The following is a 21,673-nucleotide window of genomic DNA, read 5'->3' on the forward strand; positions in this document are numbered from 1 at the left end:
GTTCGCCTCGCCGCCTGCGAGACGTCACTGACGATAGGACCTAACATCGGTGTGAGGGGCAAGCCGTCGAAGGGATCGGACATGAGGATCGGAGAGCTCTCCCGCGCCACGGGGGTGAGCATCCGGTCGCTGCGCTACTACGAGGAGCAGCGACTGCTCGCAGCCGACCGCACGCCGGCGGGACAGCGTGTCTACGCCCCGGACGCGCCGGAGAGGGTGCAGCTGATCCAGTGTCTCTACTCGGCCGGTCTGCCCAGCACCTCCATCGCGTTGCTGCTGCGCTGCGAATCGACGGGGCTCGTCAGCGCCGGCATGCTCGATGAGATACGAGGGCAGCGCGAGCGCGTCACACGCCGGCTCGAGCAGTTGACCGTGGCGGCCGCCAGGATCGACGCTCTCCTCGATACCATGGCGGCGTCCGCCGACGGGCCGCACGGCGACGCCGCTGAGCTGCCCGACTGATCAGATCCAGCCCTGGCGCCGGGCGATGCCCACGGCCTCGTGACGATTGCTCGCCTGCAGCTTCGCCTGCGCGCTGGAGAGGTAGTTGCGGACCGTGCCCTCGGCCAGATGTGCGCGGCGGGCGATCTGTTCGACGGGTGCGCCGTCGGCCGCGTACTCGAGCACATCGGCCTCGCGCGGGGTCAGCGGCGAATCCCCGGAGGAGATCGTCTCCGCCGCCAGCTCGGGGTCGATGGCGCGGCGCCCGGCGGCGACCGCGCGCACCGCCTGGGCGAGCTGCTCGGCCGAGGTCGTCTTGGGCAGGAAACCCAGCACGCCCTGTGCGAGGGCACGTTTGAGGTACCCGGGCCGGGCGTGCGAGGTGAGGATCAGGCACCGGGTGGCGGGGGAGACCTCGCCGATGCGGACGCAGGCCTCCAGGCCGTCCCCGTCGGGCAGCTGCAGATCGACCACGGCCACGTCGGGCTGCTCGGCGCGAGCCAGGTCCACCCCGTCGCTCACGGTCCCGGCCTCGCCGCGCACCTCGAGATCCGCCTCGAGGGAGAGCATCGTGGCCAGCGCGGAGCGGATCAGGTGCTCATCGTCGACCAGGATCACGCGCAGCGGGGAGGAGGGGTCAGTCATGGCGGCCTCCGGCATCGTCGTAGCGGACATCGAGAGTGAAGGTGCCGCCGTCACGGTGCACCACGAGGGAAGCACGATCACCGAGGCGCTCCCGCATGCCCGTGAGCCCATCGCCCTCGACGACCTGCCCGCCGGTGGGGACGCCGTCGTTGACCAGGCGGAGCCCGTCGGCCCCGAGCGTGATCGTGACCTTGGTGGGATCGGCATGGCGCAGGATGTTGGTGCCGCCCTCGCGCAGCACCCAGGCTGCGCTGTCGGCGTGATCGGCCGGGAGGTCAGAGACGTCGCCCTCCACCTCGACCTGCACCTGCGCCGAGCGCAGCAGGGAGATGGTGCCGCGCAGCTCGGCGGCCAGATCCGCTTCCCGGTACCCCCGCACCAGCCCGCGGATCTCGGCGAGGGAGGCCCGTGCGATCTGCGCGACCTCGCGGCCGTGCTCGATGGCCCGGGGGTCCTCCCGTTCGGCCAGCTGCGCGACCAGCTCGGACTTCACGGCGATCACCGACAGGTCGCGCCCGGTGACATCGTGCAGGTCCCGGGCGAAGCGCAGCCGCTCCTCGGCGACCGCGAGCCGGGACTGGCTCTGCCGGGCCTCGTCCAGCTCTCGGACCATCGCGGCCAGCCACAGGGAGGAGCGGAAGGTGAACACGGCGATCACGGTGAAGCCGCCGCAGACGAGCGCCGCGCGGGGAGGGAGCCCGAGCGCCGCCGCGACGAGCGAGACGATGATCGCGATGATGATGCCGACGCCCCACGGCCACCGCAGGCAGACGGTCCCGGCCAGCAGTACGAGCGGGACGATGAGCAGTCGGGGCTCGGCCTCGGCGAGGAGCACCGAGGCGACGATCACGACGGAGAGCGCCGCCGTGGCCGCGAGGGTCCAGTCCGACGGCAGGCGCCCCACCCGGGGAAGATCCCACGGGCCGCGCGCGGCCGGCCCGGCGGTGCGCGACCAGGCGGCCAGCGCGCGCCAGGCCGACCAGGCACCCAGGGCGATCTGGGCCGCGATGAGGACGACGACCACAGGATGGTCGGCGAGGATCACCGAGGGACCCACGCCTGTGTACGCCAGGAGGCTGGCGGGGTACAGCACCAGGATCAGCACCACGGACCACGCGGTGTAGGAGAAGAAGACGCGCCACTGTCGACCGGCGGCATGCGCGGTGCTCATGGCTGTCTCCTTCCCTGCTGGTCGCGAGCTTACAGCGCCGTGGACAGCAGGTTCCCGAAGAGGCCGAACAGCAGACCCCAGGCGGTGATCGAGACGCCCATCCACAGGTAGACGCGGCTGCGCGTCGCGCCGAGGGCGATCATGGTGGGCGCGGTGATCTGGGAGGCGATGACGAACGGGCCCAGCAGGGCGACCCCGGGGACGCCGTACCTGTCCAGGGCGGCCGCCACCTTCTGACGGATCTTCGAGGTCTTCTTCTCCGGACGCTCGCGGCGGCCGGAGACGGCGTCGCGGGCACGGCCGGACAGGGCGATGACGGCGAAGGTCGAGATCATGTTCCCGACTACCGCCGCGGGGATGGCGATGGCCGGGTGGATGCCGGCTGCCGTGCCCAGCAGCGCCGCGAAGAAGGACTCGATGAAGGGGATCGCCCCGATCGGGATCAGCGCGAGGACCTGCTGCCAGGTCTCCATGCCGTCGACCCAGGTGGCGAGCTGCTGAAGGATGTCGTTGACCATGTGAAGCTCCTCGGGAGTGTGCAATCGGTATGGCTTCACTCTTCCGCCGCGCCGGCACCTCGGGTAGGGCGGTGGCTCACCGGCTGCTGTGGCGTCCTCACCGGGCGGCGATGACAGATGTCATGGCGCTGCCGCCCGCGTCTCGAGGTGAGGCGGCGGTGTGACCTGGCCCCGCCTTATGACCCCCGAAAGCGTGAGGTGTATTGCCTCGTGTGAACGAGGGTGCGGGATACCGCCTGGGGGATGTTTCAATCCCGAGTGTGATCACTCTCGACGGCCTCACGAAGGTCTTCCCCGCGCCCGGCGGGGGAGGCTCTGTCGCCGCGCTCGACGGCATCGATCTGCAGCTGGACGCCGGCAGGGTCCACGGCATCGTCGGCCGCTCCGGCGCCGGCAAATCCACCCTCATCCGCTGCCTGACCGGACTGGAGAAGCCCACCTCGGGCCGGGTGGAGGTCGATGGCACCGACGTCGCCGCCCTCGAGGGGGCCCGGCTCCGCGCCGCCCGCCGCAACATCGGCATGGTCTTCCAGCACGCGAACCTGCTGGACTCCCGCACCGCCGCCCAGAACATCGCCCACCCGCTGGAGATCGCCGGGGTGCCCCGCGAACGCCGCCGGCAGCGCGTGGCCGAGCTGGTCGAGCTCGTGGGCCTGACCGGTCGCGAGCACAACTATCCCGCCCAGCTCTCCGGCGGGCAGATCCAGCGCGTCGGCATCGCCCGCGGCCTCGCCGCCGAGCCCAAGGTGCTGCTGTGCGACGAGCCCACCAGCGCACTGGACGGCGCCACCACCCGCCAGATCCTCCGCCTCATCCGTGACCTGCGTGAACGCCTCGGCATCACCGTCGTGATCATCACCCACGAGATGGCCGTGGTGCGCGAGGTCTGCGAGACCGTCACCCTCCTGGCCGACGGACGGATCGCCCAGAGCGGGGACCTGGTCGACGTCGCCGCCGACCCGCACGGGCCGCTGGCCGCCGAGCTGATCCCGCTGCCGCCGGTGCCCACCGGCATCGACGCCACCATCGTCAACTGCAACTACGGCGACTCGCCCGAGCTGCGCACCAGCGAGGACCTGGTGCGCCTGGCCGAGCAGCACGGCGCCCGCGCCGGGATCGTCGCCGGCACCATCGAGACCATCGGCGGCCGCCAGGTGGGCCGCGTCCAGCTGGCGCTGCGCAACGACTCCGGGCGGCCCATCAGCCACGACGGCCTGGCCTCGTTCCTGCGCGAGCTGGAGTCGGCCGGCGTCGTCGCCCAGATCATCACCGAGGAGGTGGCGGCATGATCGAGACCCTCCAGCAGTGGGCGCAGAACCCCATCCTGTGGCAGTGGGAGGACGGCCTGTGGCAGGCCGTCGGCGTCACCCTCTACATGACCGTTTGCACCATGATCCTGACCGTGGTGCTGGGGCTGCCGCTGGGCATCGCCCTGTTCGAGACCGAGGGCGCCCGCTCCACCTGGCTGCGCGGGGTCAACCAGGTCGTCGGCTTCGTGGTCAACGTGCTGCGCTCGTTCCCCTTCTTCATCCTCATCATCGCGCTGATCCCGGTCACTGCGTTCATCGTCGGCCGCTCCACCGGCCCCAACGCCGCGATGCTCGCCCTGACCGTCGCCGCGGTCCCCTTCGCAGCCCGCCTGTTCGAGCTGAACCTGCGCGAGATCCCCGCCGGGAAGATCGAGGCCGTGTCGATGATGGGCGCGAGCCGCTGGCAGATCATCCGCCAGGTGCTGATCCCCGAGGCCCTGCCCGGCATCATCGGCTCCATCACCACCACCACGATCGCCGTGATCGGCTACACCGCCATGGCCGGCTCCGTGAACAGCGGCGGCCTCGGTCAGCTCGCCTACAACCGCGGCTACACCGGCTACCAGACCGAGATCACCGTGGCCACCGTGATCCTGCTGATCATCATCGTCGTCGCCGTGCAGATGATCGGCGCCCGCCTGTCCCGAGCCGTCGACCACCGTGCCCGCACCGCCTGACCCGCATCCCACCCCAGGAGAAACCATGAGCACCCTGAACCGCCGCACCCTGTTCGCCTCCGGCGCCGGCCTGGCAGCCCTGTCCCTCTCGGCCTGCGGCGCAGGCTCCCAGGGGGAGAGCCCCACGGCCGACGAGAGCGGCGTGACCACCCTGCGGGTGGCCGCCTCCCCGCAGCCCCACGCCGAGATCCTCGCTTTCATCCAGGACAACCTCGCCGCCGACGCCGGCCTGGAGATCGAGATCGAGGAGGTCACGGACTACAAGATCCCCAACCGCCTGCTCAGCGACGGCGAGGTCGAGGCGAACTTCTTCCAGCACCTGCCCTACCTCGAGACCGAGATGGAGGAGAACGGCTACGAACTCACCCCCTTCGAGGGCGTGCACATCGAGCCGCTGGGCGTCTTCGCCGACTCGCTGACCAGCCTCGATGACCTGGCCGACGGCGACGAGGTGGCGGTGCCCAACGACCCCACCAACCGCGGCCGCGCCCTCGCGCTGCTCGCCGAGAACGGGCTGCTGACCCTCGCCGAGGGCGTCGAGCCCACCGAGGCCACCCCGGACGACGTCGAGGACAACCCCAAGAACCTCACGTTCCCGGAGGTCGACGCCGCCCTGCTGCCGCGCACCCTGGCCGACTACGCGGCCGCGGTGATCAACGGCAACATCGCCCTGGAGGCGGACCTGAACCCGGCCGAGGACGCCCTCGTGCTCGAGTCCGGCGAGGACAACCCGTTCGCGAACCTCCTGGTGGTCCGCACCGAGGACGCCGAGAACGAGGCCCTGGTGACGCTCGACGAGCTGCTGCACTCCGACGACGTGCGCACCTTCATCGAGGACACCTACAGCGGAGCCATCATCCCGGCGTTCTGATCCGCGCCCGCTCGTCCTCAGTCCCGCAGAGCCGGGTGGTCCGCGCGGCCGCTGGCCTCGGCGAGGGCATCCTGGACGGCGTGATAGGCGGGCTTGCGGGTGTAGTCCTCCCACAGCACGCAGGCGGCTCCCTGGCCCTCGAAGGTCGCCGGCACCCAGGAGTAGGTGTCGACGAAGCCCCACAGGGTCAGGGAGTCGCAGCCGTCCACCGCGAGCGCGGCCTCGGTGACGCGGCGGTAGTAGTCCGCCTGCTGGGCGAGCTGGGCCTCGGTGGGCTCGGCGCCGTCCGGCAGCGGCATGCGCACGTCGAGCTCGGTGACGGCGGTGTGCAGCCCGAGATCCGCGAAGCGCTGCAGGTTCTCGGTGAGGTCGCCGGGGAACCCGTACTCGATTGACAGGTGCCCCTGGGTGGAGAAGCCGTCCACGGGCACCCCGTCGGCCAGCAGGTCCGGGATCAGCGCGTAGTACGCGTCGGACTTGGCATTGATCCCGTCGACGTTGTAGTCGTTGAAGAACAGCAGGGCGCCCGGGTCGGCGGCGCGCGCCCAGCGGAACGCGTCGGCGACGATCTCGACGCCGAGCTCGCGGATCCAGATGTTGTCGCTGGTGCGCAGGTTGCCGTCGTCGTCGAAGATCTCGTTGGCCACGTCCCACTGGGAGATCCGGCCCCGGTAGCGGCCGACGACCGTGTCGATGTGCTCCTTCAGCAGCGCGCGCAGTTCGTCGGCGCTGAAGTCGCCCTCCTCGAGCCAGGCAGGGTTCTGGCTGTGCCACAGCAGGGTGTGCCCGCGCACGTCCTGGCCGTGCTCGGTGGCGAAGTCCATGATCGCGTCGGCATCGGCGAAGGCGAAGGTGTCGCGGTCCGGGCGCAGGTGGTCCCACTTCATCTGGTTCTCGGCCGAGAGCGAGGTGAACTCGGTCGCGAGGTGCTCGCGGTAGGTCTCGTCGTCGGTGAATGGCGGCGGGTACGGCTGGCTGGTGTGGTGTCCGCCGCCGGCCACGGCGGAGCCGATCTTCAGCGTCGTCCCCGCGGCGAAAGCGAGGGTGTCCTTCTTCGCGAGGCCGGGCGGGGTGCGCTTGCCCCGGTCGTCCTGCTTCGGGCCTCTGGCCTGTGCGGCGGCGGGCACCGCGGCCAGGGCCCCGGCACCCAGGGCGCCGGCGGTGAGAATCTGGCGTCGGTTCATGTCGTCTCCTTCGTCGACTGGCGAAAACTTTCGATACGGTTTCGCCTCGCCGTGAGCGTAAGGTGACGTGCATTACGTGTCAAGGAGTCACAGCAGCTCCGTGGCCCCGAGCTGGTCGAGCAGCCAGGCCAGCTCGTCGGCCCGCTGCTCCCACTTGCGGTAGCGGCCCGACCGCCCGCCGTGCCCGGCCACCATCTCGCAGCGGAACAGGATCGGGCGCTCGGCCGGATCCGAGGTCACCGTCTCGCGCAGCCGCGCGATCCACTTCGCGGGCTCCACGAAGAAGACGCGGGTGTCATTCAGGGAGGTGGCGGCGAAGATCGCGGGGTAGTCCACCGCGCGCACGTTCTCGTAGGGGGTGTACTCCTTCATGTACCGGTACACCTCGGCGCTGTCGACGGGGTTGCCCCACTCCTCCCACTCGCCCACCGTCAGCGGCAGCGACGGGTCCAGGATCGTGGTCAGGGTGTCGACGAACGGGACCCCCGCGATGATGGCCCGGAACCGCTCCGGGGCGAGGTTGGCGACGGCGCCCATGAGCAGTCCGCCGGCGCTGCGCCCTTCGGCGGCGAGCCGGTCCGGGGCCACCAGCCCCGTCTCGACCAGATGCTCGGCCGCGGCGACGAAGTCGCTGAAGGTGTTCTTCTTCTCCAGCAGCTTGCCGTGCTCGTACCAGGCCCGGCCCATCTCCCCGCCGCCGCGCACATGGGCGATGGCGACCACCACGCCGCGGTCCAGCAGCGAGAGCCGGGTGGGCACGAAGGAGGGGTCCACGGAGACCTCGTAGGAGCCGTAGCCGTACAGGTAGCCGGGGGCGGTCCCGTCGGCCGGGACCTCCCGCCGGGCCACCAGGGAGATCGGGATCGCGGTGCCGTCGGCCGCTCGCGCCCACTCCCGCCGCTCCACGTACAGCTCCGGGTCGTAGTTCGGCACCGGGGTGCGGCGCAGGACGCTGACCTCGCCCCCGGCGACGTCGACCTCGGCGATGGTGGGCGGGGTGAGCAGGCTGGTGAGCTCGTACCGCAGCGAGGTCTGGTCCCAGTTCGGGTTCGCGTCGAGCTCGACGGTGTCCAGCTCGCCCCCGTGGCTGACCTCCCGCGCGGCCTCGAGGTCGAACGACCCGTCGGCCCGGCGGGGCAGGAGCCGCACGCTCGCGAGCCCGCCGCTGCGCAGCTCGAGCGCCGCGAAGGAGGCGAAGGCCTCGACCGCGAGCAGGCGCTCGCCCTCGCCCGGGACCAGGAGGTCCGTCCAGGCCGACGGGTCCTGCAGCGGCGCCTCGGCCAGGGCGAAACCTTCGGTGCTCGCGTTGTGCACGATCAGCAGGCGGTCCCCGGCGTGCTCGAGGGTGTAGTCCACGCCGTCGCGTCGGCCGCCCGCGGGACGCGGCGCCGAGGTGGGGTCGGCCAGGTCCAGCAGCCAGGCCTCCGACGTCGTCGTCGACCCCGCCTGGATCACGAGAGTGGAGCCGTCGCGGGAGCGGTCGAAGCCGATCATGAACCGCTCATCGCTCTCCTCGAGGACGAGCTCGTCGGTCTCCGCCGCCGCACCGAGGCGATGGCGCCAGATCTGGTGCTGACGCCAGGCCTCGTCCACGCGGGCGTAGAACAGCCACTGCTGATCGGCCGAGAAGGCCAGGCCGTAGCCGGCCCCGGTGACCGCCTCGTCGACGATCTCCCCGGAGCTCAGGTTCTTGATGCGGATCGTGAAGCGCTCATCGCCGGCCGTGTCCACGGCGTAGGCGAGCAGGGAGTGGTCGGGGGAGGGGGCGAGCCCGCCGAGGGAGTAGAACTCCGCGCCGGCGGCCTCGGCCTGCGCATCCAGCAGCACCTGCTCACCCTCGAGCATGGTGCCCGGCTCCACCTGCGGCATCGAGCCGGTGTCCGCGACCCGCGTGAAGGCGGGATAGTCGTTGCCGGCCGTGGTGCGGGTGATGTACCACCAGTGATCCCGGCGCACCGGGACGGACAGGTCCGTCTCCTGGGTGTGGCCGACGAACTCCCCGACCAGGGCCTCTCGCAGCCCGGCCAGGTGCGCGGTGCGGGCGTCGGCGTAGGCGTTCTCCGCCTCCAGGTGCGTGATGACCTCAGGGTCCGTCTTGTCGCGCATCCACGCGTAGGGATCGATGACGGTGTCGCCGTGGACGATCCGCTCGGTGGGACGGCGCGGCGGGACGGGCGGCGTGGGCAGAGCGTCGGTCATGGACGCGAGCCTACGGGCTCCTCCCTGTGCTCGCCGTGGTGCGGACCGCGCACGATGCGGCGCAGCTCGACCCGCGAGGAGAGTCGGAGCTTGGCGAGCGTGTTGCGCACGTGGTACTCGACCGTGCGCACGGAGATGTACAGCGACTCGGCGATCTCCCGGTTGCTGAGGCCCTCGCCCACCATGATCGCGATCTGCTGCTCCCGCTTGGTGAGGTAGGCGAGCACCGGGGGCAGGGAGCTGCGCGATGCAGGGCGCTCCGGCTGGTCCTCCACCGGCGCCGCCGGCACGGCGAGGCTGTTCGCCTGCGCGGTGAGCCGCTCCAGCCCGGACCGGGCGAAGGCGTTCGCCGCCTGGGTGGCCAGCAGCCGGGCGCGCTCCCTCGCCGCGGCGGAGGCGCCGGCGTCGGAGAAGACGTGACGGGCGGCGTCCAGCGCCGCGAAGGCGCGGTACAGGCGCAGCCCGCCGCCGGGCAGGCCGGCGAGGGAGGGGCGCAGCGGCGGCACGGCGTCGAAGTGCTCGACCGCGTCGAGGTGCCGACGGGCCGCGTCCTCCCGGTCCCCGCGCGAGGCCGCCAGCAGCGCCCGCGCGTACGAGGCGATGCCCGCGCGGGCCCGCTCGGCGTAGGGGATCGCGGGGTCCTCGATGCGGTCGATGAGCGTGGGCAGCTCGCCGGTGCGCCCCGTCGCGGCCAGGGACCGCGCGAGGATCATCGCCGGGGCCAGGCCGACCAGCCGCCAGCCGGAGACGTTCTCGTCGATCGTCTGCAGGTGCTCGGTCGCCGCCGCGTCGTCTCCCGCGCGCACGGCGTGCCAGGCCCGTGCCAGCTCCTCCACCGCGGTCAGACCGGTGGTCGTGCGCAGGGCGGAGGGCGAGCCGTCGATGCGCCGGAGGAAGCGCTGGGCACGATCGGTCTCGCCGCGCATGCCGGCGGTGAGCGCGGCGACGGCGTAGGCGAACAGGGCGCCGGCGTCCTCGGAGGTCAGCAGGGTCCCGCCCAGGGCGTGCAGCGCCGCGTCGTGCGCTTCGTCGAGGAGCCCGGCGTCGAAGTGCATGAGTGCCAGGCACATCTGCGTGTGGATGGCGAACGCGCCCTCCGCGGACGAGGAGAACGAGGTCACCAGCAGCTCGCGGGCGGTGCCCGGATGGCCCTGGCGGTGCAGCAGGGAGCCGATGATCCTCCTGATGGCCAGCTGCGCGGGCTCGGTGCCCGGCGTGGCGGCCAGCTCCTCGGCGATCGCGGTCATGTCGGCCGTGATGCCGGCTCGGGACGACCCGTCGCCATCGGCGAACAGTGCCCAGCAGCGCAGGATGCCGCGCAGGCTGGCGACCTCCGCCGGCGGGGCGTCGGGCAGCTCGGCGAGCTGGTCCACGACGACGTCGAAGGCGTGCCGGCCGACGTGGAACTCCCCGAGGGATCCTGCCAGGCGCGCGGCCCAGGAGGCGGCGTGGCCGAGCAGCAGGGTGCCGTCCGTGGAGCGGGGCGCGCGCAGTGCCGTCTCGAGGTGGCGGACGCTGTCGGCGAGCGAATGGTCCTCGATGGCCAGCAGCGTCTGGATGGCGCCGCGCACCTGCGGGTCGGCGGCGGCGAGTGCCGAGGCTCCGAGCTGCCGCAGCAGAGCGGGACGGTGCGCGGAGACCGCCGCGCGGGTCGCGGCGGCCACCAGATCGGGGTCGGGGGTGAAGGAGGAGGCGGCGGCGAGCATCTCGAAGGCCACGTCGAACGAGTGGCGTTCGAGGGCCGCGTAGCCCTCCTCCGCGAGCTCGCCGACGAGCTCCGTGGTCGCCTGCGGGGACGGCGGCCTGCTCAGCAGGGCGAGACGGTGCCGCAGCCGCTCCGCGCGGGTGCCGTGCTCGGCGAGCACCGCGTGCACGACGGCCCGGCGGTTGCGCTGCGTGGCGAACCGGATCGCCCGCGCGACCATGGCGTGCACCAGCCGGACATGATCCTCGTCCACGAGGGTGACCAGCCCGGTCGCCAGCAGCGTGGGCTCGCAGAAGGGCGCCAGCCCCTGCGACTCGAGCGCCTCGTCCAGGAGCGAGGACGGCAGCGTGGTGTCCGCGAAGCTCAGCAGCTCGAGGACGGCGCGGGTGGAGGGGTCGGCGTCGACGAGGATCTGCGGGACGGCGCGGTCGAACCGGCCCGCCCGCTGCGAGACGTCGGTCTCGAGGCTCCTGATCGCCAGTTCCAGATCGCGTTCGCCGGGACCGGCGGCCATCAGCCGGTCCAGCACGATGGCGACGTGCAGCGGGGAGCCGCCGGTCGCGCCGTGCAGACGCGCGGCGAACTCATCGGGGACGGGCACGCCGAGCTTGTCGCCGGCGAAATGCTTGATCGCGGTCTCGTCCAGCGGGTGCAGGGTGAGGTGGCTGCCGTGCACCTCCGTCGTCGCGATGGACCTGATGCGGTCGAAGAACGACGAGCTGCCCGTGCGGGCGGTGACGATGAAGAACGCCCGGGCCCTCTGGTAGGTCTCCGCGATGTGCCACATGGCCTCGGCCGTGGCGTCGTCGATCCACTGCACGTCCTCGATGATCAGGCAGGTGGCGATCGCCTCGCTGTTGAAGGCCTCGATCATCCGCCCGAGCGGATCGGTGGAGGTCACCGGCGCCTCGATCGACGCCACGATGCGATCGGCGACGGCGCCGGGGTACGCCGCGTCCCCGGGCATGCACGAGATGACCAGCACGCGCCAGGTCTGCTGGTGGCGCAGCTCTGCGGCGATGCGCTTGACCAGTGTGGACTTCCCGATGCCGGGAGGCCCCTCGATGGTGAGGGCCTGGGCGCTGTAACCGAGCACCCGGGTGGCGAGCTCGCGGGCGCTGTCGAGGGCGAGGTCGCGCCCGTAGATCGGCGGGAGTGCGGAGTCAGCAGTGGGCATGGCAGGTCGATTCCGTTTTTGGACACGTGACCGCATCAGCTGGACGGAGAGTACCAGGTACCCCAGTGCCCAGCACAGGGGTACCCGCCCCTCAATACCGGGTTCTCCCCGTACCCCGTACCGGGTTATGCCTCCAGCCGGTGTGATCCGGGTCCCGGCAGGCCTACGTTGCGGGAGTGCTCCGGGCCAGTCGCCGGGGCCCGCATCCCTTTCCGTGCCGAGTCGGAGGAATCGTGTCCACGATCCAATCTGCCCTGCCCTCGCACCCCGTTCTCCCCTGGCCGATCCTGACCTCCCCACTGCGGCGCCGGGGCCTGGCCGCGCTGATCGCGGCCGGGCTCACCGCCGGCATCCTGGCCGTGGTGGGCACCGAGCCCCTGGTGCTCGGCGCGGGAGCCGCGTGGTTCGTGCTGGCGCTGGCGACTCATGCCTTCGACATCCGCCGCGGTGAGCGGCACCGTTCGGCGCCGCTGCTGGTGGCGACCGCGTTCACCCTCGCCGCCCTCGCCGCTCACTCCGCCCTGTGGGGGCAGGCCGTGCGCGGTGACGTGGCTGTGCTGCTGCTCGCCCTGACCCTCGCGCACTGGGCCAGCACGCCGCTGGTGCGTCTCGTCCTCGATCGTACCGTGCCGCCGCGGGCGATCATCGTCTGCCCGGCGGCGGAGATCGTCCGCCACCGCCACGGCCGCTCCCAGCGGGTGCGCGGATTCTCCGCCGAGACTCTCCAGGATCCCGACGTCGTCGTCGCCGCCGTGCTGCACGACGTGGCCCGCGGCGGCGCCGACCGCGTCGAGCTGCTGCCGGGCATCCCGGACCGCACCGTGCAGCAGCTGGCCTGGGCGCTGCGCCGGGACGGCGTGGAGCTCCTCCTGCACCAGCCCACCGGCAGGGTGCGCAGCTCGCGCACCGAACTGCTGATGACGGCCCACGGGCCCGGCCTGTTGCTGACGCCCCCGCGTCCGGGCCTGCTCACCCGGGTGGGCAAGCGCGCCCTCGACGTGCTGGGCGCCGCGGCGCTGCTGGTGCTGCTGGGCCCGGTGCTGCTGGGAACCGCCCTGGCGGTCCGCCGTGAGGACGGCGGTCCCGCCCTCTACCGGCAGGAGCGCATCGGTCTGGACGGGAAGCCGTTCCAGATCTACAAGTTCCGCACCATGGTCCAGGATGCCGACGCGCAGCTCGAGGCCCTGCTGCGCGAGCAGAACGCCGACGGCCGCCCGCTGTTCAAGGTCTCCGCGGACCCGCGGGTGACCCGCCTGGGAGCGTTCCTGCGCCGCAGCTCGATCGACGAGCTCCCGCAGCTGCTGAACGTGCTCGAGGGCACCATGAGCCTGGTGGGCCCCCGCCCGCAGCGGCCCGCGGAGGTCGCCCTCTACGACGGCGACGCCGAGCATCGCCTCGGGGTCCGCCCCGGCATGACCGGCCTGTGGCAGGTCTCGGGACGCTCCCGGCTCAGCTGGGAGCAGGCTCGCGAGCTCGACGTCTACTACGCGCACAACTGGTCACCGCTGCTGGACCTCACGATCCTGCTGCGCACCTTCAAGGCCGTCCTGACCAGCGACGGAGCCGTGTGATGCGCATCCTGCACCTGATCCACAGCACGCATGTCGGCGGCGTCGAATCCGCGGCCGCGCACCTGCGGGAGGAGCTCGCCGACCACGAGCGGATCCAGTACCGCATCGCCGTCCTCGCCGCGGCGGACCCGGACCAGGCCGTCCTGACCGCCGACGTCGCCGGCTCCGCCCTGAACTCCCCGCTCTCCGCCCTCGCTCTGCTGCGCCAGATCCGCCGCTGGGACCCCGACGTGCTGGTCACCTCCCTGTGGCGCAGCGTGGCTGTCGGCGCCCTCGCCCGAGCACTGGGGCGCAGACGGCCGTGGGCGATCTGGGTCCACAACTCCCGCTTCACCCAGCCCGTGGACCGGCTGGTCCATCACTGGGCCCTCCCGCGCGCCGACCTCGTGCTGTGCGACTCGATCGCCGCCCGTGACCTGCTCGCCGAGCCGATCCTGCGCCGCGCCGGCGCCCGCCACCCCGCCGTGCTCGTGCGTCCCGACGCGGCGCCCCTGCCCGCCCACACCGCGGCCGCCCCCGCCCTGCGGGCACAGCTGCGCCTGGTGACCTGGGGGCGGATCGCCCCGCAGAAGCGCCTGGACGTCGCCCTTGGGATCCTGGCGCAGCTGCGCGAGCAGTCGCCCGCCGGGGCGCACCTGACCATCATCGGCCCCGACAGCGGGGGCCTGGCGGACCTGCGCGCCGAGATCACCCGGCGGCGGCTCGCCGACGCCGTTACGCTGACCGGTCCCGCCGATCGCGCCGCGATCGCCCGCGCCGCCGCCGAGGCCGACGTGTTCATCCAGACCTCCGAGTTCGAGGGCTACGCGATGGCGGCCCACGAGGCGCTCGCCGCGGGGATGGTCAGTCTGCTCACGCCCGTCGGCGACCTCGCCTCCGACACGCGCGACGGCGACCACGCCCTGCACCACCACGGCGACGCCGCCCGCTCCGCCGCCCGTCTGCTCGAGCTGGCCGAGGACCCGGCCGCCTGGGCCGAGATGTCCCACCGGGCCCGCCACGTGCGCACCACCGCCATGGCCGACGAGTTCGCCGCCGCCTGCGAGGTGCTGGCATGAGAGCGATCCGTGAAGCAGGCATCGACAACCAGATCCTCGTGCTTCTGGCCGCAGCCGGCGCGCTGATGGCCTCCCTCGGGATCAGGCCGTACCTCCCCGAGCACTTCCTCTGGGACGACGGCCTGCTGCAGCTGACGATCCACGGCGGCAGCCTCGTCGACGAGGCCGAGTCGTTCGAGCGCGTCGGCCATCTGTACGCGCTGGCCGGGCTCGGGGAGGCGCCGCCGCTGGCCGCACTGCTCGGCGTGGCGCTCTATTGCAGCGGAATCCTGCTCGCCGTGGGCTGGGAGCGCACCGCCCGGCTCTCGATGCCGTCGCTGCTGGTGACCATGGCCTTCTTCGTGCCGGCGCTGGCCTATCTCGCGCAGTACTCCAAGGAGCTGGTCACTCTGGGCGTCGCGATGCTCGTCGTCGTGATCCCCGACGGGCGCGGCCGGCTCAGCACGGCCATGGGCGAGCTGGCCGTGATCGGCGGAGCGCTCGCCTACGGGGCCACGCTGCGCCCGTACTGGCTGATCATCGCCGTGATGTACATCGGCTGGCGGATCCTGCTGCCGCGCACCGCCCACCCGCTGCTGCTGGTCGCCCTGCCCGCCGCCGCCTACGCGGTGCTCCAGCCCCTGTTCCAGGCGGTGCTCGGGCACGGGCTGCAGGGGGCGCGCGAGTGGTCGAACGCCGAGCGCGCCGGCGAGCAGGTCAACACCCTGATCCAGAGCGTGGCCCCGGACGCCCGCGGGGCCCTCGGCGTGCTCGCGGCACTGGCCATGCTCGCGCTGATGGTGGTGCCCGTGCAGCTGCTGGTCTCCGGGGACGCCTTCCATCTGGCCAGCGGCATCGCGATCGTCGTGGTGTGGGCGCTGGTGCTGGTGCCCGTCCTCGGTGGGCGCTTCGTCGGCGCCCGCTCCCCGCGAGCCACCCGCGCCGCCTCCCTGCTGCTCGCCTTCCTCGTGGTCCAGGCGCTGTTCGAGCCGGACTACGGCTCCGCGCTCAAGCACCTGACCCCGCTGCTCCCGCTGGTCCTCATGGTGCACCTGCATCGGGGGCGGTCATGACCTCGTCGATCCTGCACATCACCGATGCCGCCTCCTCCGGCGTGCTCGCCGCCGTGACCACCTTCGCCCGCGCCCAGAGCGCCGTGCCGGGGATCGACGTCACCCTCGCCTACGTCCCCCGCCACGATTCGCCCTCCCCGGAACGGATCCAGGCGCTCGCCGGGGACCGCGTCACTGTGCTCCGCTGGAGCCGCAGCCCCCGCACCGCCCTGCCGGCCCTGCTGGTGCGCGCCACGGCCGAGCTCACGGGCCGACGGGACGTGCTGGTCCACCTCCACTCCTCCCGCACCGGGATGATCGGGCGGACCGTGGCGGTGCTGACCGGGCACCGGGATCGCACCGTCTACAGCCCCCACTGCTTCGCGTTCGACCGCAGCGACGCCGGCACCCTGCACCGCCGGGTGCTGACGGCCCTGGAGCGGGCCGGGACCCTGCTGGGCCCGCGCCTGCTGCTGGTCTCCGAGACCGAGGAGCGCCTGGCGCAGCGGGTCCTGCCCCGCGCCCGCACCGCCGTGCTGCGCAACCGGGTCGACGCCGAGCAGCTCGCCGCCCTGCCCCGGCCCGAGGTCGGGGCCGCATCCGGCGGCGACCTGCGCGTCGTCCACGTCGGCCGGATCGCCGCCCAGAAGCGGCCCCGCGAGTTCGACGCCGTCGCGCGCGGCTGGCATGAGCAGCATCCCGGAACCGTCTTCCGCTGGCTGGGGGAGGGCGAGCGCGACCTGCTGGGCCCGGACGTCGAGGTCAGCGGCTGGCTGGACCGGGACGCGCTGCTCGCCGAGCTCTCCCGGGCCGACGTCCTGCTGTTCACCAGCGCCGGTGAAGGGCTGCCGATCGCGGTGCTCGAGGCGCAGGCGCTCGGTGTCCCCGTCCTCGCCCATGACGTGACCGGCATGGCCGACGTGGTCATCGACGGCGTCACCGGGCTGCTGCGCGCGGACGCCGAGGGCCTGCTGCAGGCCCTCGGCGAGCTGGCCGCTGATCCGGCACGACGTCGGGCCCTGGGCGAGACCGCCCGGGCCCGGGTGCGTGCCTGCTTCGGCCTCACCCATCTCGCGGAGGACTCCTTCGCGGCCTATCGCCAGGTCGGCGTACCTATCGGAGAGGAATCAGCATGACGTCGGAGAGATTCTGGGAGGTGCTGCGCATCCGATGGGCGTGGCTGCTGATCGGGCTGGTCATCGGCCTCGTGGTCGCGGGCATCGCCCTGGCCCTGCTGCCGAGGACCTACAGCTCGGAGGCCGGGGTGCTGGTGGAGGCCGAGATGCCCGGCGGCGACGTCGCGGGCTTCAGCGCGACGGTCTTCGTCGATGAACGGCTGCCCACCTATGTCGATCTCGGTCGCGCAGATGCGGTCCACCAGGACATCCGCGAACTGCTCGGCCAGGACCTCTCCCGCGACCAGATCGAGTCGAGCGTGTCCTACGGGGCGACGCCGGGCTCGATGGTCCTGTCCATCACCGGCACCGGTGACACCGCGGCCGAGGCGCAGGACACGGCCGACGCCGCAGCGACGGCGCTGGCCACCTCCATCGAAAGCACCTCGACCGACTCCATCGAGGTCACCGCGACCCTCGTCCAGGAGGCGACCCTGCCCACCGGTCCCGAGGACCCCGACCCCCTCATCATCCTGCCCGCCGGAGCGCTCGCCGGTCTCACCGTCCCGCTGCTCCTCGCTCTCGCCCTCACTCCCCGCCGCCAGGAAGGACTCTCGTCATGATTCTCAGACTGCTCGGCCGTGGACACGGCCCCGACTCCCTCGACCGCGACCCCGCCACCACGAGCCCGCTGACCCCCTTCGGACTCGACATGTCCGCCCTGACCAGCCGGCTCACAGCACTGAACGGCCACACCACCAGGGCGCCGGACCTCGGCCCGGTGCGCGAGCTGGTCGCCGGCAAGCGCGTGCTGGTCACCGGCGCCGGCGGCTCCATCGGATCGGAGCTGTGCCGCCAGCTGCGCGGCCTCGATCCCGCCCGGCTGTCCCTGCTGGACCGCGATGAGTCAGCGCTGCACGAGCTGCAGATGTCGATGAACGGCGCCGCCCTGCTGGACACGCCCGACACCGTCCTCGCCGACATCCGCGATCCCCGCGCCCTGGACGCGGTCTTCGCCGAGCACCGGCCCCAGCTGGTGGTCCACGCCGCCGCGCTCAAGCACCTCCCGCTGCTGCAGCGCTACCCGCGGGAGGCCTGGATGACCAACGTGCACGGGACCCGGAACGTGCTCGAGGCCGCGACCCGCCACGGGGCCGAGCGGCTGGTGAACATCTCGACCGACAAGGCCGCCAGCCCGACCAGCGTGCTGGGCCGCTCCAAGCGGGTCGCCGAGGCGCTGACCGCGCATTACGCCGAGCGCACCGGCCTGCCGTTCGTCTCGGTGCGGTTCGGCAACGTGCTGGGATCGCGCGGCTCCGTGGTGCCCACGTTCGTGGAGCAGGTGCGCCGCGGCGGCCCGCTGACCATCACCCACCCCGAGGTCTCGCGGTTCGTGATGACGATCCCGCAGGCCTCCTCGCTGGTGCTCTCCGCCGTCACCGTCGGGGCGCCGGGGGAGACCCTGGTGCTCGACATGGGCCGACCGGTGCGGATGGTGGACGTCGCCACCGCCATCGCGGAGCTCGCCGGCGTCGAGTGCGCGATCGTGTACACCGGCCTGCGGCCGGGGGAGAAGCTCCACGAGGAGCTGTTCTCCGAGTACGAGCAGCTCGATCGCACCGAGCACGACGGCATCAGCCGGGTCCGCTGCGCCTCGATCGACCCCGCCACCCTGCCCGGCGTCGAGGAGTGGTCCGATCACGTGCGCGAGTTGATGATCCCCTCGGGGTACGACCCGCTGTTCACCACGCCCGAGCCGGCTGCCGTGGCGGCCGCGGAGCCCCAGCAGATCATGGCGGTGAGCTGAATGGGCCCGCGCATCCCTGTGTCCGTCCCCACCGTCGGCCCTGCGGAGCAGAGAGCCGTCGGCGAGGCGATCGCCGGCGGCTGGATCGCTCCCGCCGGCCCGGACCTGCGACGCTTCGAAGCGGCGCTGGCCGAGCGCACCGGCCGTGCCCGCGCCGTCGCGGTCGCCTCCGGCACCGCCGCTCTCCACCTGCAGCTGCTGGCCGCCGGCGTCGGCCCCGGCGACCGGGTCATCTGCCCGACCCTCACGTTCGTCGCCACCCTCAACGCGATCTCGCAGACCGGGGCGACGCCGGTGCTCGTGGACTGCGACGACACCGGCAACCTCGAACCCGAGCTCGTCGACGCCGCCTTCGCGCATCCCGCTCGCGTCGGCGGACCGATCACCGCGGTGCTGCCGGTGGACGTGTACGGCAAGGTCGCCGATCATGACCGCCTCGGGGCGATCGCCGCCCGGCACGGTGCGCAGCTGATGGTCGATGCCGCGGAGTCCCTCGGCGCCACCCGGGCAGGGCGTCCCGCCGGGTCGCAGGGGCGCGCGGCGGCGGTCTCCTTCAACGGCAACAAGATCATCACCGCCTCCGCCGGCGGGGCGGTCCTGACCGACGACGAGGAACTCGCCGACCGGGTGCTGTTCCTGTCCACCCAGGCCCGGGAGGACGTCCCGCATTACCTTCATCGCGAGCACGGGTTCAACTACCGGCTCTCGAACGTGCTGGCCGCGCTGGGGATGGCGCAGCTGGGGCGGCTCGACGAGTTCCTCGCCGCGCGCCGCGCCCATCGGGAGCGCTACCGCGCGCTGTGCGAACGCGTGCCCGGGCTGCGGATCCTCGGTGGCGACGACGCCGGAGACAACTGCTGGCTCACGGCGCTCGTCCTGGACTCGGGCATCGTCGCCGGTGAGCTGGGCGACGAGCTCGGTCGCCACGGCATCGAGACCCGCCGGCTGTTCACGCCCCTGCACGTCCAGCCGCTGTGCGCCGACCCCTCCCGCTTCCCCCGCCTGGTCGACGGCACCGCCGAGCGGCTGTTCGCGACGACCCTCGTGGTGCCCAGCTCCCCGGCGTCCTCGCCGCGGGAGATCGACGAGGTCTGCGACCGGATCGAGATGTCGCTGACCGGCAGCCGTGACCGGCGGCGGGAAGGAGCCCTGACCGCATGAATGCACCCTGCGCCCTCGTGATCGCCCCGCACCCGGATGACGAGGTGCTCGGAGCGGGCGGCACCATCGCCCGGTTGGCCGGCGACGGCTGGAGGGTGGTCGTCGTCGTGGTCTGCTCGGATCTGCCGCCGACGTACCCCGCCGGCATCGCCGAGGAGGTCGAGGCGGAGGCGCGGGAGGCACATGCGCTCCTCGGTGTCGCCGTCTCGGAGTTCCTGCACCTGCCGTCGGTCGAGCTCTCGCGCGGTGCCGTGACCACGCTGAACGGGCCGCTGCAGGCCCTGGTCGAGGAGCACCGGCCCACGCTCGCGCTGATCCCGTTCCCGGACCGGCACGTCGACCACCGCACCGTGTTCGACGCCTCGATGGTGGTCACCCGGCCCGTCGGCGCCGGCCGGGATCTGCGGACGGTCGCCATGTACGAGACCGTCTCGGAGACGTTCTGGAACGCTCCCGGGGCCGAGCCGACGTTCACCCCGTCCTGGCATGTCGACATCACCGAGACCGTCCGGACCAAGATCGATGCCTTCCGCTGCTTCGCCTCTCAGCTGCAGCCGGACCCGGGGCCGCGGTCGGCGCGGGCTCTGCAATCCTTGGCCGGCTTCCGCGGCAGCCAGGTCGGGCTGTCGTCGGCCGAATCCTTCCAGGTGGTGCGCTCCGTGAGCCCCGTCGGGCCGGTGATGGGACGGTGAACGGGCCCGACTCCCGGCGCCGTGCCGGCACGGACGCGGTGACGATCGCCCTGGGCTACCTCACGAGCTTCGCCTACCCCCTGGTCTCGCTGCCCTTCCTGGCCCGGGTGCTGGGGGTCGCCGACCTCGGCGTGGTGATGCTGCTGCTGGCAGTGCTGCAGGTCGTCATCCACGTCACCGACTTCGGATTCAGCATCAGCGCGCTGCGCCGGGCCAGCCTCGCCCGCACCGTCGCGGAGCGGTCGCAGGTGCTCATGGAGACGGTGTGGGCAAAGACCCTGATCTGGCTGGTCTGCACGGTCGTGATGATCGCGGTGACCCTCGTCGTCCCCGGGCTGCACGAGCACGCGGGCGCGATGATGCTGGGCCTGCTGCTGGTGCTCGCCGGCGCCTGGTACCCGGGCTGGATGCTGCAGGCGATGGGCCGCATGCTCACCTTCGCCCTGGTGATGTCGCTGTCGCGGATCATCGCCCTCGGCGGTCTGCTGCTGACCGTGCGCGATCCGGCGCACATGGATCTCGCCGTCGCGTGGCAGCTGGCCCCTCAGGCGCTCGCTGCGGTGATCGCCTGGTGGCTGCTCGTGCGCGTGTGGGGATCGGCGCGCGTGGTGCGGGTGACCCGGCTGGGCGTGACGACGGCGCTGCGGGACTCGGCGCCGCTGTTCGTCTCCAATGCGACCGTGGTGGTCACCGCCTCGACGAGCTCGCTGGCCCTGGGCGCCTTCGCGGCGCCATCCCAGGTGGCCTTCTTCGGCGCCGCCGAGCGCTTCGGCAATGCCGTGCGCGGGGTGATGCGGGGAGTGGTCGATGCGATGCTGCCGCGTATGGCGGCGGGGAACGTGGCGGGGATGCGCCGCTTCGTGAGCCTCGGGGTCGTGGCCGCGTACGGGACGGCGGGTGCCTGCCTGGCGATCGGGGCCGGCTGGGTGATCCCCTGGTACCTCGGTGCGGACATGGTCGGGGCGATCTGGCCGACGCGCCTGGTCGGCGTCATGATCATGATCGCCGGGATCACGACGGTGCTCACGCTGCACGCCAACGCCGAGCACCGGTACGGCCTGGTCGCGCGCCTCACCGCGATCGGCGCAGTCGTCCATGTGGCGCTCTGCATCCCGGCCGTCCTATGGGCCGGTGCGGTCGGCGCGACGCTCGCACTCATCGTCACCGAGACCGTGATGGCGACTCTGTTCCTGCACGACCTGCTGCGGCGGCGGTCCGCCGGGGTGCGGGGTGCGCAGGCCGGGGCCGACGCGCATGGCCGGCGTGCTCGCCGCGTCGACCTGGGGATCTGAGCGGCGACACGCAGATCCGGGCCGGCGGAGTCAGGCAGAGTCAGGCGG

The 21,673-nt window shown here is 72.5% G+C and carries 19 protein-coding genes; 13 read left to right on the forward strand and 6 right to left on the reverse strand.

Annotated elements, in window-relative coordinates:
• Positions 1 to 81 precede the first annotated feature (81 nt).
• Positions 82 to 462, forward strand: a complete 381-nt coding sequence (locus AC5020_RS07790; protein WP_464987844.1) for a MerR family transcriptional regulator — start codon at positions 82 to 84, stop codon at positions 460 to 462.
• Here AC5020_RS07790 and AC5020_RS07795 read toward each other — a convergent pair whose 3' ends face one another.
• The 3 genes from AC5020_RS07795 to AC5020_RS07805 are packed head-to-tail and all read right to left on the reverse strand — an operon-like array spanning position 463 to position 2,775.
• The gene (locus AC5020_RS07795; RefSeq protein ID WP_464987845.1) at positions 463 to 1,086 is read right to left on the reverse strand and encodes a response regulator transcription factor; all 624 of its coding nucleotides are present in this window, start codon (positions 1,084 to 1,086) and stop codon (positions 463 to 465) included. It lies immediately after the preceding gene.
• Positions 1,079 to 2,257 (reverse strand): sensor histidine kinase, encoded by a 1,179-nt coding sequence (locus AC5020_RS07800; protein WP_464987846.1) that lies wholly within the window; start codon positions 2,255 to 2,257, stop codon positions 1,079 to 1,081. Before AC5020_RS07800 ends, AC5020_RS07795 begins: the two co-directional genes overlap by 8 nt.
• A gap of 29 nt (positions 2,258 to 2,286) precedes the next feature.
• Positions 2,287 to 2,775 (reverse strand): hypothetical protein, encoded by a 489-nt coding sequence (locus tag AC5020_RS07805; protein WP_377804415.1) that lies wholly within the window; start codon positions 2,773 to 2,775, stop codon positions 2,287 to 2,289.
• A 260-nt stretch (positions 2,776 to 3,035) separates the two neighbouring features.
• Between AC5020_RS07805 and AC5020_RS07810 the strand changes: the two genes are divergently transcribed.
• From AC5020_RS07810 to AC5020_RS07820, 3 genes are read left to right on the forward strand one after another with little or no spacing between them, the layout of a single operon-like run.
• Positions 3,036 to 4,064: a methionine ABC transporter ATP-binding protein gene (locus tag AC5020_RS07810; RefSeq protein ID WP_464987847.1), complete on the forward strand. Its 1,029-nt coding sequence runs from the start codon at positions 3,036 to 3,038 to the stop codon at positions 4,062 to 4,064.
• On the forward strand, positions 4,061 to 4,762 hold the full coding sequence (locus tag AC5020_RS07815) for a methionine ABC transporter permease (RefSeq protein WP_377018794.1): 702 nt from the start codon (positions 4,061 to 4,063) through the stop codon (positions 4,760 to 4,762). Before AC5020_RS07810 ends, AC5020_RS07815 begins: the two co-directional genes overlap by 4 nt.
• A 25-nt stretch (positions 4,763 to 4,787) precedes the next feature.
• On the forward strand, positions 4,788 to 5,633 hold the full coding sequence (locus AC5020_RS07820; RefSeq protein WP_464987848.1) for a MetQ/NlpA family ABC transporter substrate-binding protein: 846 nt from the start codon (positions 4,788 to 4,790) through the stop codon (positions 5,631 to 5,633).
• A 17-nt stretch (positions 5,634 to 5,650) separates the two neighbouring features.
• On the opposite strand, the gene AC5020_RS07825 is transcribed toward AC5020_RS07820, so the two are convergent.
• The 3 genes from AC5020_RS07825 to AC5020_RS07835 all read right to left on the reverse strand — a co-directional run bounded on the left by AC5020_RS07825 (position 5,651) and on the right by AC5020_RS07835 (position 11,898).
• Positions 5,651 to 6,817, reverse strand: coding sequence for an endo-1,4-beta-xylanase (locus AC5020_RS07825; RefSeq protein ID WP_464987849.1), 1,167 nt, complete (start codon positions 6,815 to 6,817; stop codon positions 5,651 to 5,653).
• Positions 6,818 to 6,904: 87 nt separating this feature from the next.
• Positions 6,905 to 9,016 (reverse strand): S9 family peptidase, encoded by a 2,112-nt coding sequence (locus AC5020_RS07830; RefSeq protein WP_464987850.1) that lies wholly within the window; start codon positions 9,014 to 9,016, stop codon positions 6,905 to 6,907.
• The gene (locus tag AC5020_RS07835; protein ID WP_464987851.1) at positions 9,013 to 11,898 is read right to left on the reverse strand and encodes a helix-turn-helix transcriptional regulator; all 2,886 of its coding nucleotides are present in this window, start codon (positions 11,896 to 11,898) and stop codon (positions 9,013 to 9,015) included. The genes AC5020_RS07830 and AC5020_RS07835 overlap by 4 nt, the downstream gene beginning before the upstream one ends.
• A gap of 233 nt (positions 11,899 to 12,131) precedes the next feature.
• Here AC5020_RS07835 and AC5020_RS07840 point away from each other — a divergent pair, with 233 nt between their 5' ends.
• The 9 genes from AC5020_RS07840 to AC5020_RS07880 are packed head-to-tail and all read left to right on the forward strand — an operon-like array spanning position 12,132 to position 21,625.
• Entirely contained in the window at positions 12,132 to 13,469 is a 1,338-nt protein-coding gene (locus AC5020_RS07840; protein ID WP_464987852.1) for a sugar transferase, read from the forward strand.
• Positions 13,469 to 14,527, forward strand: a complete 1,059-nt coding sequence (locus AC5020_RS07845) for a glycosyltransferase family 4 protein (RefSeq protein WP_464987853.1) — start codon at positions 13,469 to 13,471, stop codon at positions 14,525 to 14,527. Before AC5020_RS07840 ends, AC5020_RS07845 begins: the two co-directional genes overlap by 1 nt.
• A complete protein-coding gene (locus AC5020_RS07850; RefSeq protein WP_464987854.1) occupies positions 14,524 to 15,579 on the forward strand; it encodes a hypothetical protein in 1,056 nt (351 codons plus the stop codon). The genes AC5020_RS07845 and AC5020_RS07850 overlap by 4 nt, the downstream gene beginning before the upstream one ends.
• Positions 15,576 to 16,694 (forward strand): glycosyltransferase, encoded by a 1,119-nt coding sequence (locus tag AC5020_RS07855; protein ID WP_464987855.1) that lies wholly within the window; start codon positions 15,576 to 15,578, stop codon positions 16,692 to 16,694. The genes AC5020_RS07850 and AC5020_RS07855 overlap by 4 nt, the downstream gene beginning before the upstream one ends.
• Positions 16,691 to 17,296, forward strand: coding sequence for a YveK family protein (locus AC5020_RS07860; RefSeq protein WP_464987856.1), 606 nt, complete (start codon positions 16,691 to 16,693; stop codon positions 17,294 to 17,296). Before AC5020_RS07855 ends, AC5020_RS07860 begins: the two co-directional genes overlap by 4 nt.
• Positions 17,293 to 18,480, forward strand: coding sequence for a polysaccharide biosynthesis protein (locus AC5020_RS07865; protein WP_464987857.1), 1,188 nt, complete (start codon positions 17,293 to 17,295; stop codon positions 18,478 to 18,480). The genes AC5020_RS07860 and AC5020_RS07865 overlap by 4 nt, the downstream gene beginning before the upstream one ends.
• On the forward strand, positions 18,481 to 19,641 hold the full coding sequence (locus AC5020_RS07870) for a DegT/DnrJ/EryC1/StrS family aminotransferase (protein ID WP_464987858.1): 1,161 nt from the start codon (positions 18,481 to 18,483) through the stop codon (positions 19,639 to 19,641). It abuts the gene before it with no gap.
• Entirely contained in the window at positions 19,638 to 20,333 is a 696-nt protein-coding gene (locus AC5020_RS07875) for a PIG-L deacetylase family protein (protein ID WP_377792609.1), read from the forward strand. Before AC5020_RS07870 ends, AC5020_RS07875 begins: the two co-directional genes overlap by 4 nt.
• Positions 20,330 to 21,625, forward strand: a complete 1,296-nt coding sequence (locus tag AC5020_RS07880) for a lipopolysaccharide biosynthesis protein (RefSeq protein ID WP_464987859.1) — start codon at positions 20,330 to 20,332, stop codon at positions 21,623 to 21,625. Before AC5020_RS07875 ends, AC5020_RS07880 begins: the two co-directional genes overlap by 4 nt.
• The last annotated feature ends 48 nt before the right edge of the window (positions 21,626 to 21,673 follow it).

It is taken from the genome of Brachybacterium sp. SYSU DS0246, assembly GCF_059391765.1.

Bases quoted from the DNA above. Each gene is read 5' to 3' on its own strand.
- AC5020_RS07875 (WP_377792609.1), top strand. From the start codon at position 19,638: ATGAATGCACCCTGCGCCCTCGTGATCGCCCCGCACCCGGATGACGAG.
- AC5020_RS07850 (WP_464987854.1), top strand. From the start codon at position 14,524: ATGAGAGCGATCCGTGAAGCAGGCATCGACAACCAGATCCTCGTGCTT.
- AC5020_RS07795 (WP_464987845.1), bottom strand. From the start codon at position 1,086: ATGACTGACCCCTCCTCCCCGCTGCGCGTGATCCTGGTCGACGATGAG.
- AC5020_RS07830 (WP_464987850.1), bottom strand. From the start codon at position 9,016: ATGACCGACGCTCTGCCCACGCCGCCCGTCCCGCCGCGCCGTCCCACC.
- AC5020_RS07865 (WP_464987857.1), top strand. From the start codon at position 17,293: ATGATTCTCAGACTGCTCGGCCGTGGACACGGCCCCGACTCCCTCGAC.
- AC5020_RS07855 (WP_464987855.1), top strand. From the start codon at position 15,576: ATGACCTCGTCGATCCTGCACATCACCGATGCCGCCTCCTCCGGCGTG.
- AC5020_RS07870 (WP_464987858.1), top strand. From the start codon at position 18,481: ATGGGCCCGCGCATCCCTGTGTCCGTCCCCACCGTCGGCCCTGCGGAG.
- AC5020_RS07800 (WP_464987846.1), bottom strand. From the start codon at position 2,257: ATGAGCACCGCGCATGCCGCCGGTCGACAGTGGCGCGTCTTCTTCTCC.
- AC5020_RS07790 (WP_464987844.1), top strand. From the start codon at position 82: ATGAGGATCGGAGAGCTCTCCCGCGCCACGGGGGTGAGCATCCGGTCG.
- AC5020_RS07825 (WP_464987849.1), bottom strand. From the start codon at position 6,817: ATGAACCGACGCCAGATTCTCACCGCCGGCGCCCTGGGTGCCGGGGCC.
- AC5020_RS07835 (WP_464987851.1), bottom strand. From the start codon at position 11,898: ATGCCCACTGCTGACTCCGCACTCCCGCCGATCTACGGGCGCGACCTC.
- AC5020_RS07845 (WP_464987853.1), top strand. From the start codon at position 13,469: ATGCGCATCCTGCACCTGATCCACAGCACGCATGTCGGCGGCGTCGAA.
- AC5020_RS07815 (WP_377018794.1), top strand. From the start codon at position 4,061: ATGATCGAGACCCTCCAGCAGTGGGCGCAGAACCCCATCCTGTGGCAG.
- AC5020_RS07860 (WP_464987856.1), top strand. From the start codon at position 16,691: ATGACGTCGGAGAGATTCTGGGAGGTGCTGCGCATCCGATGGGCGTGG.
- AC5020_RS07805 (WP_377804415.1), bottom strand. From the start codon at position 2,775: ATGGTCAACGACATCCTTCAGCAGCTCGCCACCTGGGTCGACGGCATG.
- AC5020_RS07820 (WP_464987848.1), top strand. From the start codon at position 4,788: ATGAGCACCCTGAACCGCCGCACCCTGTTCGCCTCCGGCGCCGGCCTG.